Genomic DNA, 15,253 nt, shown 5'->3' with positions numbered 1-15,253 from the left:
GCTTTTTTTCGCATAAAGCTCAGTAGAGGGTGGGTGAGAAACCCCGCCGGGGTTCGACAAACGGCTTTTACGCTTTACCAAAGCTCACATCAATGTTCATCGCATCGGTATGGCGCATCGGATTGCTGCCCTGCCCGAGCCGATCGTCATTCGGGTGGATATAGGTATCACCAGTGCCCAACTGATCTTCCATATACTGCCCACCCGCCTTCATGGTATCGCTTGAGCCGTCGTACCAGCCTGCAATAGTTTTATCACCGGCACTGTCTTCTGAAACGATATTGGACGGAGCACCGTCAGCGATACTTTTGTTGTCCCCAATATTAAAACCATTGTGATCGGTAGCGCTGATTGATGCGTTACGTCCATCGATGTCGCTGGTATTCACAAAACCATTGTAAAACTCAAGTCGGCTGGCGCTGTCCTGATATTTACCGTCGGCGTCCGCCTGCTTGATTACGCCGGTAAAATCATTCTGGTAGTTCATTGTTCCCGTCTCACCGGGTTTGAGCTTCATCTCCGCGACTTTATTATTGTCCTTGTCGAACATTCCGAGCGAAATATCATGGTCTTCGTTATTGGTAATATCGAACGATCGCGGCCCGCTCCCCACCGACTTGCCTGAAGCCGGGGCAGCACTGGCATCGGATGCAGGATCCGGGCTGGTCGTTGAAGAGGACAGATCATCAGCGCCACTGGAATCGATGGCGGTGGAAGGTGCTGATTGTGCCGGGATGGTAGCGCCCGCATTCACCTGCGGTTGCGCTACGTTGCTGGCGGTTGCCGCGCCAACATCAGCGGCTGGCGAACCATTGCCTGAACTACCAGAACTTGTTGCTGACGAGCTGCTGCTGTCGTTATTGCTGTTGCCACTATTTTGCTGCAGAAGCTGCATCACCATTTTGAGCAGTTCACTCATGACCTGCAAAATCTGCTGATTGAGTTCTCCGCCAGAATTTTGTGTATTGCTGCCAGAACCAGCATCACCAACTGCAGCATGACTTTGCGACAGGGTGTTGCCGAAGTTCAAGACGCTGCCACCAGATTGTGCCGCGCCATAATTAATGCCGCCGCCGGACTGTCCTGAGGTGTTTGTTTTACCGGACAGATCCGAAGTCCCAAAGCCTGAACCAAAACTGTTTTCTGATGGTTGCGGATGATGGATGTAGCCCGCCGATCTGAGACTGTCCACTGACATAGGATTTTCCACACGGTGAGTTAGGGTGTAAACGTAAGTGAAAAAACAGTGCCACTGGTTCCGTTCAGTGCAAAATTTAACAAAATAGCTGCCGGCCCGGGCTGTAACACCACAACAGTATACTGGCGGGCACCGGCAGCGTTAGTAACACGTCAACCTGCAAAAGTTACTTAATCTCCATCGCCGTTTTCAGCGTGTAGAACAGGTCAGTCTGATCAGTCAGCCCGACCACATTCGCGGCATGAGGACCAAAGGCTGCGATACGCAACTGTGTACCGGTATGGCCCTGCGAATCCTCTTCTGAGTTGCCGTAGCTGATAGTCATCAGGCCGCCCTCTTTAGTATTCAGCGTTTGCGTCAGTCCCGGTGCTTTGCTGTCATTAGCAATGATCTGGCTTGCGTGTGCATGATCGGCGGTTACCACCACCAGCGTGTTGCCCTCTTTACGGGCAAACTCCAGCGCCTGCTGTACCACTTCGTCCAGGTCCACCGTTTCACCGATCTGCCCACAAGGATTGGCCGCGTGGTCCTGCTTGTCGATAGAAGCCCCTTCCACCTGCAGGAAGAAGCCGTTCTCATTTTTGCTCAGTAGCTGGATGGCCTTATCCGTCATCTGCGCCAGAGTTGGCGTCGAAGCCGGACGCTCCGCATTCACTTCACAGGTCACCGTTTTGCCGTCCAGGTTACCGTGATAGGTGGCTTTCGGGCCTTTCCAGCGCACCGGCATATTGCCGCCAGCAAACAGTCCCAGCACGGGTTTAGCCTGGCTGGCTTCTGTAACTGCATTCAGACTGTTCAAATCGCTGATTAACTGGTAACCGCGCAGCTTAGCCTGCTCTTCCAGTGTCTTACCCTGCCACTCGCCAGCCTTCGCCGTTTCGCTGAATGTTTTGCCACCGCCGCCCAACGTGACATCAGCGCGGGCATTCAGCAACTGTTCGGCTATCGATCCCTTGCCACCCTTCTCCAGCGCGTTCGCCGGGCAAACCTCACTGGTCTTTTCCGGGCCGTAGCATTTACGGGAAGTGACATGAGCAATTTGCGCGGCAGGTGTGGCATCTTCCAGCCCGGCCGTGGAGACGTTACCGGTTGCTTTGCCTGCGGCTTTAGCCAGTTCCATTATTGTCGGATGATCTTTGCCAGTCACATCCACGCCGATTGCCCCGTTATAAGATTTAACGCCGGTGCTCCATGCCGTGGCCGAGGCAGCAGAATCGGTGACGTAGTCAGGCTTATGCGTTTTTTTATCCAGCGCATAATGCGTGTACTGGCCGGTTAACGGCAGAGCATCAATCCCTTTAAAAAAACCGCCTGCTCCTTCCGCATAGTTACGTGCGACAGTGATTTCTGAATCCCCCATACCATCGCCAATCAGCAGGATGACATTCTTCGCCTTGCTGTTGCTGAGGGAGGCTTTCAGCGCTTCGGTCTGATCCTCTGTCAGACGACGTGCTCCGCCCGGTTGGGTGATATCTCCCTGAGCAGCGCGGCTGTATGCTGCAATATCAGCCCAGGCATTAGCCGATAAGACGATGGCGATCAGGGACAGGGTGAACAGGGTTTTATGTTTCATTAAGTCGACGCTCCGTGAAAAAGTTTTGCTAAAAGTTTCAGGGAGTCAGTCTGCGACACAACCATGTCATTTTTGCGTCAGATAAATGTCATCCTGATGACATTTTCCCGCACTGACTGCAAGCTCTGACAGCCGCGCGGAACGGGAGCTGGCCAGGTCTTAACCTGCCAGAATAAAAAGAAAATTTTTCTTGACCAGAATCAGGCGACTCCCTATAGTAGCGCCCCGTCGCCCCAGCCGGCGAAGCAGTACAAAATTGTGGTGAGGTGTCCGAGTGGCTGAAGGAGCACGCCTGGAAAGTGTGTATACGGCAACGTATCGGGGGTTCGAATCCCCCCCTCACCGCCATAATTCAAAGAAGAGCCTGAACTCACGTTCGGGCTTTTTTTCGCATAAAGCTCAGTAGAGGGTGGGTGAGAAACCCCGCCGGGGTTCGACAACCGGCTTTAGCCGGTTGGACAGATCGGACGCCGCGCGGACGAACTGCCCGAAGGGCGAGCAAAGCGAGTCAATCCCCCCCTCACCGCCATAATTCAAAAAGAAGCCCGGACTCTCGTCCGGGCTTGATTATATCTTACAGAGTCAGCGTTAAGCGGTGATTAACCGTAGGCCAACAGCGTACGCTGGCAGAGCTGTGATCGTACGCAGTCTTCTTTACCAAAACGCACCACGCTTACCATGTCGTCATCCTCAAAGCGGGCCAGGGCATCGCTGAGACCGGACTGCACATGGGACGGCAGGTCACACTGGGTGACATCGCCGTTGACGATAACGGTGACGTTTTCCCCGAGGCGGGTCAGGAACATCTTCATCTGAGCGGCGGTGACATTTTGCGCCTCATCCAGGATCACCACGGCATTTTCGAAGGTACGCCCACGCATATAGGCAAAGGGAGCGATCTCCACCTTACCGATTTCGGGACGCAGACAATATTGCATAAAGGAAGAACCGAGACGTTTAACCAGAACGTCATACACGGGCCGGAAGTACGGAGCGAATTTCTCTGAGATATCCCCGGGCAGGAACCCGAGATCCTCATCCGCCTGCAGCACAGGCCGCGTCACTATAATCCTGTCAACATCCTTATGTATCAGGGCCTCGGCCGCTTTTGCGGCGCTGATCCAGGTTTTACCGCAGCCTGCTTCGCCGGTGGCGAAGATCAGCTGTTTGCTTTCTATGGCTTTGAGATAGTGCGCCTGAGCTTCATTACGGGCTTCAATCGGCGAGTGGTCGCGGGTGTCGCGAGCCATGCCAATGGAGTCCAACCCACCCATCTGCACCAGCGAGGTGACCGATTCTTCTTCACGCTGACGGTGACTGCGTGAATCGCTACGAAGCACACGTTTTGCTTCACGACGAGCTTTGATCACTGCTTTCTGTCTTCCCATAGTGGCACCTTACAGTTGGTTTCATTTCCCGCATCTTTATTATCGACGCGATTACGTGAACGCTTTAGAGGTTTTGGTGGCTTCCTTTTAAGCCTTGTCTGGCCGTTAAGAGCGGTACACAGCGTTGTACGAACGCCGCCGGGCACCGGGTTACACTGAATTCAGAATGAATGCTGGAAGGGTAAAGAGAAGAGGAAGTCGTTGGGGCAGTAAGGCCCTCGCGAGGGTAAGCGATATGTATTTTCTGACGCTGCTGTCCGTTAAAGGACTTTACCATTCGCGATCTCCGTGGTGGACACAGGAACACTGCCGACATCTGATGTGAATAAAGTGCAACAGATTTGAACCTGAATGCAACATCAATTTTTACTTCAGACGAGTAAAAATTCCAATATAACCGGGAAGTAAAGCGTTACTAAATTAAACTTATCTTGTAAATCATGCAGTTGGATAATAACGACAGCTGAAAAATATTTAGGAACTTTCGTCATCTGGTCAGGAAAATGGACCGAGTGGTTTATTTGCGCAAAAAATAACCTCCCGCACGGAACACGGGCAGGAGGCCAGAAAAAATCACTCATGCTTCCAGCAAAGATTGCCCAAGATAATGTTTATCATCAGGAACACCCGGCAGAACAAAAAAGTAACCGCCGCCAATCGGCCTGATATATTCTTCAAGCGCTTCGCCGTTGAGCCTTTTTTGCACAGTCAGAAAGCCTTTTTCCAAATCATGCTGATAACAGACGAAAAGCAGGCCCATTTCCAGCTGCCCGGCATTGGAAACGCCAAGGGAATAACTGTAGCCACGGCGCAACATCAGGTTATTTTGCGTTTCCGGCGTACGCGGGTTAGCCAGGCGAATATGGGCATCCATTGGCGTGATGTTGCCGTCAGGATCGCTGGCATAATCCGGCACATCGTGCTCGTTCTGCATCCCCAGAGGCGCGCCGCTGTGCTTAACGCGGCCAAAGATGGTCTGCTGCTCCTGCAGCGGCGTACGATCCCAGAATTCCACGTGAAACTGGATAATTCGCGCCGCCTGATAGCTGCCGTTCACCGCCCAGGCCGGTTCCCCCTGCTCCGCCGACACCCACAGAATGGACTCCATCAGCGGCTGATTGGTGGTGTCAGGATTGGCCGTACCATCCTTAAAACCCAGCAGGTTAATCGGCGTCTCTTTCCCTTTGCTGCGTGCGGCATGGTCTGAAATAAACCCTTCCCGCCGCCAGCGCACGCTGAGAAGATCCGGCGAGTGCTTGATGATATCGCGCAGCGCGTGGATCACCGTGTCGTTGGTATTGGCGCAGATTTGCAGCAACAGATCGCCGTGACACAGGCTGCCATCCAGCGCATCGTTAGGAAAGCGGGTCATTGCCTGCAGCTTCAGCGGCTTGTGGGCCTGCAGACCATAGCGGTCGTCGAACAGTGAGTGACCGGCTGAAACGGTAATGGTCAGGTTATCCGGATAGATATCATCACCGAGGATCCCGGAGTCCATTGGCGGCAGCTGCGGATTGGTCACCAGCGGCGCTTTCCCACCTTTGGTGAGAAAAGCGATGCGGTTATCCAGCAGGCGGAACAGGCGTTCCAGATCGGCCTTATCCGTTGCCAGCACGTCGAAGGCCACCAGCATCATCGACGCCTGTTGCGGCGTGATGATGCCCGCCTGATGCGGGCCATAGTAAGGCTGCGCTTCCTGCCGGGCATTAGGTGACAACGCACCCGGCGAGAAGGATTTATTATCCGGGGCGGCATGAACCGGACAGCCGCCGCTGACAGCGAGGGCACCGCTGAGGATGCCCATGCCTTTCAGTAAACGACGACGCGAAGCGAGCAGTGCGTCGTCAGAAGGTTGTCTTGCCATGATCAATTAATCCAGACCCAGCGTACCACGCAGTTTGGACAAATCTTCCGCCAGGGTGGTGATCGGGCCTTTCATCGCATTGCGGTCAGCGTCGGTCAGCTTGTCGTAAGATTCGTAGCCGTCTTTAGTACGATATTTCGAGAGAATGCTGTCAACTTTCCTGAAGTTGGCATCAACTTTAGCCAGCAGCGCGGCATCGGCTTTCTGCAGCATTGGACGCAGCAGGTCGACAATTTTCTGTGCGCCATCGACGTTCGCCTGGAAGTCAGAGAGATCGGTACGGCTGTAACGGTCTTCTTCGCCGGAGATCTTGCTGGAGGCAACCTCTTCGATCAGACCCGCAGCGCCACCGACGACTTTGCTCGGCGGGAAGGCCAGCTCGTCAACGCGCTTCTGCAGATCCAGCGTGTCGGTGTTCAGCTTGTCAGCATACTCGCTCATGCCTTTGGTGCTGTTGTCACCAAAAAGCGCTTTTTCCAGGCGGTGCCAGCCGGTGAACTTAGGATCTTCAGCTTTCTTCTCGTAGTCATCTTCACGGGCATCAATGCTGCTGTCGAGATCGGAGAACAGCTCGGCAATCGGTTCGATACGCTCGTAGTGTTTACGGGTTGGCGCATACAGGGCTTTGGCTTTTTCGATATCACCCGCTTTCACCGCGTCAGTGAAGGCTTTGGTTCCGGCAACCAGTTCGGCCACTTCTTTGGTGACATACACCTTGTATTCTGCAATCGGCCCCACCAGCTGCATCACGTCCGGCTTGCCGTTGGATGGGCCGTTGGTCCCTTTCACAATCAGCTTGCCTTTCGGGTTGCTCAGCAGGCCGCAGGTAAGGTCGTACTCACCCGCTTCCAGGTTGGCGGTCAGTTTCTGCGTGAAACCTGGCGCAATATTCTCGCGCTCTTCCACCACCATCACCCCTTTCAGGATCTCCCACTCCAGCCCTTTCTGGCTGTTGTTCTGGATCACAAACTGGGTTTTACCGGCGTTGACGGTAACGGTCATCGGATCGCACTGTTTGTCATTCACAGTGATTTTAACCTGAGGAACATCCGCCGCCATCGCAGCAGAAGAACCGGCCAGCAGAGCAAGGAGTGCAGCAGTCAGCGCAGACTGACGAAAACGAAGAGTCATAAGTTAATCCCTGTGAAAAAAGTAATGCCTGCCAGGCAGGCACGGAGAGAGGCTTAACGCGAAGTGCGTATTGCAGCAGCCTCAGGGCGCGCTGGCAAAAAGAACAGCAGTAGCGCGGGTATTAAATAGATAAACCAGACCGCCACTTCGCTGACGCTTGGGGTTTCCTGGTAGCCGAAGAAGCCTTCCAGCAGCGTACCGAACAGCGTGCTGGTGGAGAGCGAGTTGCTCAGGTCAAACGCCACGTCCTGGAAGTGGTTCCACAAACCGGCCTCATGGAAGGCGCGGATCGCACCAGCGGCGAGCCCGGCAGCAACAAAGAGAATGAACAGGCTGGTCCATTTGAAGAATGCCGCCAGGTTCAGACGCACGCCGCCCCAGTAGAGCAACATGCCAAGGATGATGGCGGTCGCCAGGCCCAGCATCGCTCCGAGAGGAGGTGCAATGCCAACGTCCTGCTGGAATGCCGCCAGCAGGAAGAATACCGACTCCAGCCCTTCGCGCGCCACGGCCAGGAACACCATGCCAATCAGCGCCCAGCCACTGCCCTTGCCTTTCTGCAGGGCGTTGTCGACTGCGCCTTCCAGTTGCGCCTTCACGTTGCGTGACACTTTGCGCATCCAGAACACCATCCAGGTCAGGATACAGACGGCGATCACCGCCACAATTCCCTCGAACAGCTCCTGCTCTTTCTGCGGGAACTCGCCGGTGGTTTCATTGATGAAATAGCCCAAACCGAGGCACAGCGCGGCGGCGAGAAACACCCCTGCCCACATCGCCCCAAACCATTCACTGCGTTGGGTGCGCTTCAGGTAACTGGCAATCAGGCTGACGATCAGCGCGGCTTCCAGCCCTTCGCGTAACATAATGAGAAACGGGACAAACATGCCAACACCCTCGAGTGTGAAAGAAGTTCAGTTCGGGTAAAGAAACGTAAATCGAAACGATACCGATTATCATTATCGTGCAAGAAAATACAAGTGGGCGACCGGGTATTTTCGTATTTTGCCAAAAAGCAGCGACAAGTGTGCTGAGCCTGAGGAGAGGGGACAGGGAGGGCTAATGCTGGAATTAAGTGGAAGTCAGAGGGCGTTAAGAAAAGGGGCCGCGGAGTGCGGCCCGAAAAGTTTAATCCGCGTTATATTCGGCCTCGGCAGCGGCAAAACGTTGCTGCGCTGCGGCTGAAGGCTCGCGGCCCATCAGGCTGACCAGCACGATCGCCACGCTGGCGAACAGGAAGCCAGGGATGATTTCATACAGATCCAGCCAGGCATACTGTTTCCATACCAGCACGGTCGCCGCGCCGATCACCATCCCGGCGAGTGCGCCGTTGCGGGTCATCCGCTTCCAGATCAGCGAGAACAGCACCACCGGACCGAAGGCGGCACCAAAACCGGCCCAGGCGTAGCTCACCAGGCCCAGCACGCGGTTTTCAGGATTGGAGGCCAGCGCAATAGCAATCACCGCCACCAGCAGTACCATCGCACGTCCAACCCAGACCAGCTCGCGCTGGGATGCGTGCTTGCGCAGGAAGTTTTTATACAGATCTTCAGTCAGCGCCGAGGAGCATACCAGCAGCTGGCAGCTCAGGGTGGACATCACCGCGGCCAGAATGGCCGACAGCAGAATGCCGGCAATCCAGGGATTGAACAGAATACGGGCCAGCTCAATAAAGATCCGCTCGCCATTCTGAGTTACGCCTGCGGCCTGCTCCGGATGGTTCTGGAAGTAAGCAATGCCAAAGAAGCCGACGGCCACGGCGCCAGCCAGGCACAGGATCATCCACGCCATACCGATACGGCGGGCGGTACGGATTGAGCGGTGCGAATCTGCCGCCATAAAGCGGGCAAGAATATGCGGCTGACCGAAGTAACCCAGTCCCCAGCCCAGCAGAGAAATCACCGCCACGAAGTTCAGGTTCTTCAGCATATCGAGGTTTTCAACGCTCTTTGCCTCAATGACAGCCAGCGAATCGCCCAGGCCACCTACCGCGAAAATGACCATCACCGGCGTGAGGATCAGCGCGAAGATCATCAGGCTGGCCTGCACGGTATCGGTCCAGCTCACGGCGAGGAACCCGCCGACAAAGGTATAAACAATAGTCGCAGCAGCACCGGCCCACAGCGCCGTTTCATAGCTCATACCGAAGGTGCTTTCGAACAAGCGCGCCCCTGCCACGATGCCGGAAGCACAGTAGATAGTGAAGAAGACCAGAATAACCAGCGCGGATATTACCCGCAGCAGTTTGCTTTTGTCCTCAAAACGGCTGGAGAAAAAGTCAGGCAACGTCAGCGCGTTGTCATGATGCTCGGTCTGCACGCGCAGGCGGCCAGCAACAATTTTCCAGTTGAGCCAGGCCCCGATAGTCAGGCCAATGGCAATCCAGCTTTCGGAGATGCCCGAGAGGAAGATCGCGCCGGGCAGGCCCATCAGCAACCAGCCGCTCATATCAGAAGCGCCGGCGGACAACGCGGTAACCAGGCTTCCCAGACTTCGTCCGCCAAGGATGTAGTCATCAAAATTCCTGGTCGATCGCCAGGCAATAAAACCGATCAGCACCATGCCGAAGATATAAACGCTAAAAGTCACCATCATTGGTGTGCTTACTGTCATCAGGCTCTCCATTTATAATTGTTAAAGCGCAATCCGGGCTTTCAGCCAGCACTGCCGGAACGTAGCAGCGCCACCATCGTTAACCCGGGGCGGGGTATCCTGCCGTAAACCGCTTTTACGCACAAATGATTTAACACAGCAGTTACAGTCATTTCACCTTCCGGTACGGATAAAGTGTCAACAGGTTGCACTGGATCACAGTATCGCTGGTTGCACCCCAAAAAAAACCTCTTTAAAACCAGGTATTATTGCCACTCCACACTCTGGCCGAAATCTTGCAGCAATAACCATGCCGCTTTTCCAGCGGTGGATTTAAAGTCTGCAAACGGGGTCACATTTAACACGGTTGCACAAAGTTGCAACTTAAGTGATATTGCTTGCCAACATCGTAATTTCTTTGCAAGGAGTTCTCAGGCATGGGCACAACCACCATGGGCGTGAAGCTGGATGAAGCCACGCGCGAGCGGATCAGACAGGCGGCCAGCCAGATTGATCGCACCCCACACTGGCTGATTAAACAGGCTATCTTTAACTATCTGGAGCAGCTGGAACGTGGCGATGCCCTGCCGGAAATTCCTTTACAGGCGGTAGTGCAGGAAGTCGAAGACTCCCCTGCTGAAGAACCGCGTCAGCCCTTCCTCGACTTCGCCGAGGCCATATTGCCACAGTCGGTGAGCCGCGCGGCTATCACCTCCGCATGGCGTCGTCCTGAAACGGAAGCGGTGCCAATGATACTGGAACAGGCGCGTCTGCCTGCCGCACTGGCGCAGCAAACCTACCGTTTGGCTCATCAGCTGGCGACCAGTCTGAGGCACCAGAAAGGTGCAACCGGTCGTGCCGGAATGGTGCAAAGCCTGCTGCAGGAGTTCTCCTTATCCTCACAGGAAGGGGTTGCACTGATGTGCCTGGCAGAAGCACTGTTGCGTATTCCCGACAAACCCACCCGCGACGCGCTGATCCGCGATAAAATCAGCAACGGTAACTGGCAGTCACACCTGGGCCGCAGCCCTTCCCTGTTTGTTAACGCTGCCACCTGGGGCCTGCTGTTCACCGGCCGCCTGGTCTCTACTCATAACGAAGCCAATCTTTCCCGCTCGCTTAACCGCATTATCGGTAAGAGCGGCGAGCCTTTAATCCGCAAAGGCGTGGATATGGCAATGCGCCTGATGGGCGAGCAGTTTGTGACCGGCGAGACGATTGCCGAAGCGCTGGCGAATGCCCGCAAGCTGGAAGAGAAAGGCTTCCGCTACTCCTACGATATGCTGGGCGAAGCCGCCCTCACCGCGCAGGATGCAAAGGCCTATCTGGTTTCCTATCAGCAGGCGATCCACGCCATCGGCAAAGCCTCGAATGGCCGCGGTATTTATGAAGGGCCGGGCATCTCCATCAAGCTCTCTGCCCTGCATCCACGTTACAGCCGTGCACAGTACGACCGCGTGATCAGCGAGCTTTATCCGATCCTCAAATCGCTGACCCTGCTGGCCCGCTCTTACGACATCGGGATCAATATTGATGCGGAAGAAGCCGACCGGCTGGAGCTGTCACTCGATCTGCTGGAGAAACTCTGCTTCGAGCCAGATCTTGAGGGCTGGAACGGCATTGGCTTTGTGATCCAGGCCTATCAGAAACGCTGCCCGTTTGTGATCGATTCCCTGATCGACATGGCGCAGCGCAGCCGTCGTCGTCTGATGATCCGCCTGGTGAAAGGGGCTTACTGGGACAGCGAGATTAAACGTGCCCAGGTGGAGGGGCTGGAAGGCTATCCTGTCTATACCCGTAAGGTCTATACCGACATCTCTTATCTGGCCTGCGCCCGCAAACTGCTGGCGGTGCCGAACCTGATCTATCCGCAGTTCGCCACCCACAACGCCCATACGCTGGCGGCGATCTACCAGCTGGCGGGCAATAACTACTATCCTGGTCAGTACGAGTTTCAGTGCCTGCACGGCATGGGCGAACCGCTGTATGAGCAGGTGGTGGGCAAAGTGGCCGACGGAAAGCTCAACCGTCCATGCCGGATTTATGCGCCGGTGGGAACTCACGAAACGTTGCTGGCCTACCTGGTGCGCCGCCTGCTGGAAAACGGGGCCAACACCTCGTTTGTAAACCGCATCGCGGATAACACACTGGCCATCGAAGACCTGGTTGCCGATCCGGTAGAAGACGTAGAGAAGATGGCGCGGACCGAAGGAGCCGTTGGCCTGCCGCATCCTAAAATTCCTCTGCCGCGCGATCTGTATGGTCCTGAACGCCAGAATTCAGCCGGGCTGGATATGGCTAACGAACATCGTCTGGCCTCACTGTCCAGCGCCCTACTCAACAGCGCAATCCAGCCGTGGCAGGCCGTGCCGATGATTGACGGTGAGGCAAACAGTGGCGAGCCGCTGCCGGTGATCAACCCGGCGGAACCGGCTGACATTGTCGGCTATGTGCGTTACGCCAGCGAGGCAGATGTTTCCACCGCGCTGGATGCCGCAGTGAACGCCGGACCGATCTGGTTCGCCACCCCACCGCAGGAGCGTGCCGCCATTCTTGAGCGTGCCGCGATCCTGATGGAAGGGCAGCTGCAGCGTCTGCTCGGCATTCTGGTGCGCGAAGCGGGTAAAACCTTCAGCAACGCGATTGCTGAAGTGCGTGAAGCCGTCGACTTCCTGTATTACTACGCGGGCCAGGTTCGTGAAGATTTCGACAACGAGACCCACCGTCCACTGGGGCCGGTCGTCTGCATCAGCCCGTGGAACTTCCCGCTGGCAATTTTCACCGGTCAGATTGCTGCTGCGCTTGCGGCGGGAAACAGCGTGCTGGCGAAACCGGCTGAACAAACGCCACTGGTGGCAGCCGCTGCCGTGGCATTGCTGCATGAAGCAGGCGTCCCCGCTGGCGCACTGCAATTACTGCCAGGCCTGGGTGAAACAGTGGGCGCTCAACTGACTGGCGATCCTCGCGTGCGTGGCGTGATGTTCACCGGTTCGACAGCGGTTGCCACATTGCTGCAGCGCAACCTGGCCGGGCGTCTGGATCCGCAGGGGCGCCCGACTCCGCTGATCGCGGAAACCGGTGGCATGAACGCGATGATCGTTGACTCTTCCGCGCTGACCGAACAGGTGGTGATCGACATCGTCGCTTCTGCGTTCGACAGTGCCGGCCAGCGTTGTTCCGCTCTGCGTCTGCTCTGTGTACAGGAAGACGTGGCGGACCACACCCTGAAGATGCTGCGCGGCGCAATGGCCGAGTGCCGCATGGGGAATCCTGAGCGCCTCTCCACCGATATCGGGCCGGTGATTGATGCCGAAGCGAAGCAGAATATCGAGCGTCACATCCAGGCAATGCGCACCAAAGGGATGGCCGTATACCAGGCCGCCCAGCCGAACGAGCAGGACAGTAAAGAGTGGCAGAGCGGCACATTTATTCAGCCCACGCTGATTGAGCTGCAGAGCGTTGCCGACCTGGATAAAGAAGTGTTCGGGCCGGTGCTGCACGTGGTGCGCTACAACCGCAGCACGCTGCCGCAGGTGATTGAACAGATCAACGCTTCCGGTTACGGCCTGACGCTGGGCGTCCATACCCGTATCGATGAGACCATCAGCCAGGTCACCAACCGGGCGCATGTGGGCAACCTCTATGTGAACCGGAATATGGTCGGTGCGGTAGTTGGCGTGCAGCCGTTTGGTGGGGAAGGCCTCTCCGGCACCGGTCCAAAAGCAGGCGGCCCTCTGTATCTGTACCGCCTGCTTTCCAACCGGCCGGAAGGTGCGCTGCGTGTGACGCTGGATCGTCAGGATGGGGAACGCCCGGTCGATGCGGCACTGCGCCCGACTCTGCTGGCGGCCCATCAGGCGCTGACCGGGTGGGCAAAAGATAATGCGGATCTGGCAGCCCTGTGCACCCGTTATGCCGAGCAGGCCCAGGGCGGGACCGTTCGCCTGCTGCCGGGACCGACAGGTGAACGCAACACCTTCGCCCTGCTGCCGCGTGAGCGGGTGCTGTGCCTGGCGGATAACGAAGAAGATACGTTGATCCAGCTGGCTGCGGTGACGGCAACGGGCAGCCGTGCGTTGTGGAGCGATGACGAAATGCATCGCGCGGTGTTTAAAAAGCTGCCCGCAGCAGTGAAGGAACGTATCGACTTTGCGGCCGATCCGATCGCACAGCAGAACGAGTTCGATGCGGTGATTTATCACGGTGATGCCGATCAGTTGCGGACAGTTTGCGAGGCCGTGGCGGCACGTGAAGGAGCAATTGTTTCTGTGCAGGGCTTTGCCCGCCGGGAAACCAATCTGCTGCTGGAGCGCCTGCTGATTGAGCGCTCTCTCAGCGTTAATACCGCAGCGGCGGGCGGGAACGCCAGCCTGATGACGATTGGTTAACAGGTAAAGCAAGGGGCGGTAGTCAGATCCCGCCCCTTTTCATCAGACATCAAACTTCATTCGCAGCAGCTTCGGATAGATAAACAGGTTTTTCCCCACGCCGCGGTTCAGCAGCGTCCAGATCCCCACCGAACAGGCAGCACAGACCGCAACCATCGCAATCGGGAAACCGACCGCCCACAGCATCGAGAACGCTTTGCTGGCAAAGAGATGGTGCCGTTCTGCAAACAGAATGGCTGACATGCCAAAGAACTCGATAAAAATGCGGTGCAGCACGTAGATTTGCAGCGTGTTGCGACCAATCCAGTTCAGCCAGTTCATAGTGAACACTTTATTCAGCGCCCGACAGAGGGCGATACACATCAGGATCGCCAACACGCAGAGGAACAGACTTCCCGGAACGCCCATCGCGGCATGCGCACCAGCCAGCACTACCAGCGCCGCCCATGGCAGAAAATTACTGCGGTGCCATTCACTCCAGCGCATCATTATATTGCTGCAGAACGTGCCCAGCAGGAAGAAGATAAGATACTGCGACAGGCTCTCCGGACCCCAGCCAGGGATGATTTTAGTCACGGCGGCATAATTCAGCATCAGAGCAATAATCATCATCGCCGCCTTTTGTTCTTTGAAGATTTTGGCAAAGACAAAGAACAGCCCCAGCGCATATAAATACCACGATGAACTCATCGCCAGCAGCATCAGCTTGATAAATTCCATTGGGGAATCAGCCCAGGCCGCATTGGTATTGTTTGACAGTTGCGCACCCATGATTTCATTGGATACCCCGCGGATCATCAGCCACTGAATTATTCCCCAGAGGAAATAAAGATAAAATAAGTTAGTGACACGACTGGTAAAAACCTGCTTCCACGGACGATTGATAATGCCGTTGGTTGCCAGCAGCCCGGAAACGAAGAAGAAAGCGGGCATACGCAGCGGTGAGAGATAATAATTGAACGCCACCCACAATTTCGCCGGGATAAACCCTGCGGTCAGATGGGGGATCATTTCGGCATAGCCTGGCAAAACCACGTGATACAGTACGACAAGTAAAATACACCCACCCTTAAGGCTGTTGACCCAGGTGATGTCTTTTTTCTGAGTAGTATTCATTAT

General features: G+C 55.8%; 9 protein-coding genes and 1 tRNA gene. 2 read left to right on the top strand and 8 right to left on the bottom strand.

From position 1 onward, the window contains the following. Window positions 1–67 precede the first annotated feature (67 nt). Both GSQ70_RS21835 and phoA read right to left on the bottom strand, forming a co-directional pair. Window positions 68–1,198, bottom strand: coding sequence for a hypothetical protein (locus tag GSQ70_RS21835; protein ID WP_158784471.1), 1,131 nt, complete (start codon window positions 1,196–1,198; stop codon window positions 68–70). Window positions 1,199–1,364: 166 nt separating this feature from the next. Further along, complete coding sequence (phoA, locus tag GSQ70_RS21830; RefSeq protein ID WP_158784470.1) at window positions 1,365–2,771, bottom strand: alkaline phosphatase; 1,407 nt, start codon at window positions 2,769–2,771, stop codon at window positions 1,365–1,367. Window positions 2,772–3,031: 260 nt separating this feature from the next. Here phoA and GSQ70_RS21825 point away from each other — a divergent pair. Beyond that, window positions 3,032–3,119, top strand: a tRNA-Ser gene (locus GSQ70_RS21825). Window positions 3,120–3,370: 251 nt separating this feature from the next. On the opposite strand, the gene phoH is transcribed toward GSQ70_RS21825, so the two are convergent. The 5 genes from phoH to putP all read right to left on the bottom strand — a co-directional run bounded on the left by phoH (window position 3,371) and on the right by putP (window position 9,767). Then, the gene (gene phoH, locus GSQ70_RS21820) at window positions 3,371–4,159 is read right to left on the bottom strand and encodes a phosphate starvation-inducible protein PhoH (RefSeq protein ID WP_158784469.1); all 789 of its coding nucleotides are present in this window, start codon (window positions 4,157–4,159) and stop codon (window positions 3,371–3,373) included. Between the two features lie 577 nt (window positions 4,160–4,736). Beyond that, the gene (gene efeB / locus GSQ70_RS21815) at window positions 4,737–6,023 is read right to left on the bottom strand and encodes an iron uptake transporter deferrochelatase/peroxidase subunit (protein WP_158784468.1); all 1,287 of its coding nucleotides are present in this window, start codon (window positions 6,021–6,023) and stop codon (window positions 4,737–4,739) included. Window positions 6,024–6,029: 6 nt separating this feature from the next. Next, window positions 6,030–7,154: an iron uptake system protein EfeO gene (gene efeO, locus GSQ70_RS21810; RefSeq protein WP_158784467.1), complete on the bottom strand. Its 1,125-nt coding sequence runs from the start codon at window positions 7,152–7,154 to the stop codon at window positions 6,030–6,032. A gap of 53 nt (window positions 7,155–7,207) precedes the next feature. After that, window positions 7,208–8,041 (bottom strand): iron uptake transporter permease EfeU, encoded by an 834-nt coding sequence (gene efeU / locus GSQ70_RS21805; RefSeq protein ID WP_158784466.1) that lies wholly within the window; start codon window positions 8,039–8,041, stop codon window positions 7,208–7,210. A gap of 241 nt (window positions 8,042–8,282) precedes the next feature. Then, window positions 8,283–9,767: a sodium/proline symporter PutP gene (putP, locus tag GSQ70_RS21800; RefSeq protein ID WP_158784465.1), complete on the bottom strand. Its 1,485-nt coding sequence runs from the start codon at window positions 9,765–9,767 to the stop codon at window positions 8,283–8,285. A gap of 416 nt (window positions 9,768–10,183) precedes the next feature. Here putP and putA point away from each other — a divergent pair, with 416 nt between their 5' ends. After that, entirely contained in the window at window positions 10,184–14,134 is a 3,951-nt protein-coding gene (gene putA, locus GSQ70_RS21795) for a trifunctional transcriptional regulator/proline dehydrogenase/L-glutamate gamma-semialdehyde dehydrogenase (protein ID WP_158784464.1), read from the top strand. A gap of 42 nt (window positions 14,135–14,176) precedes the next feature. Here the strand turns inward: putA and GSQ70_RS21790 are convergent, their stop codons facing one another. After that, on the bottom strand, window positions 14,177–15,250 hold the full coding sequence (locus tag GSQ70_RS21790) for an acyltransferase family protein (RefSeq protein WP_158784463.1): 1,074 nt from the start codon (window positions 15,248–15,250) through the stop codon (window positions 14,177–14,179). Between the last annotated feature and the right edge of the window lie 3 nt (window positions 15,251–15,253).

It is taken from the genome of Pantoea sp. BAV 3049 (genome assembly GCF_009765445.1).
Taxonomy (GTDB): domain Bacteria; phylum Pseudomonadota; class Gammaproteobacteria; order Enterobacterales; family Enterobacteriaceae; genus Erwinia.
The sequence above is the reverse complement of the archived record's forward strand: the minus strand, read 5'-3'. Positions and strand labels throughout refer to the sequence as shown.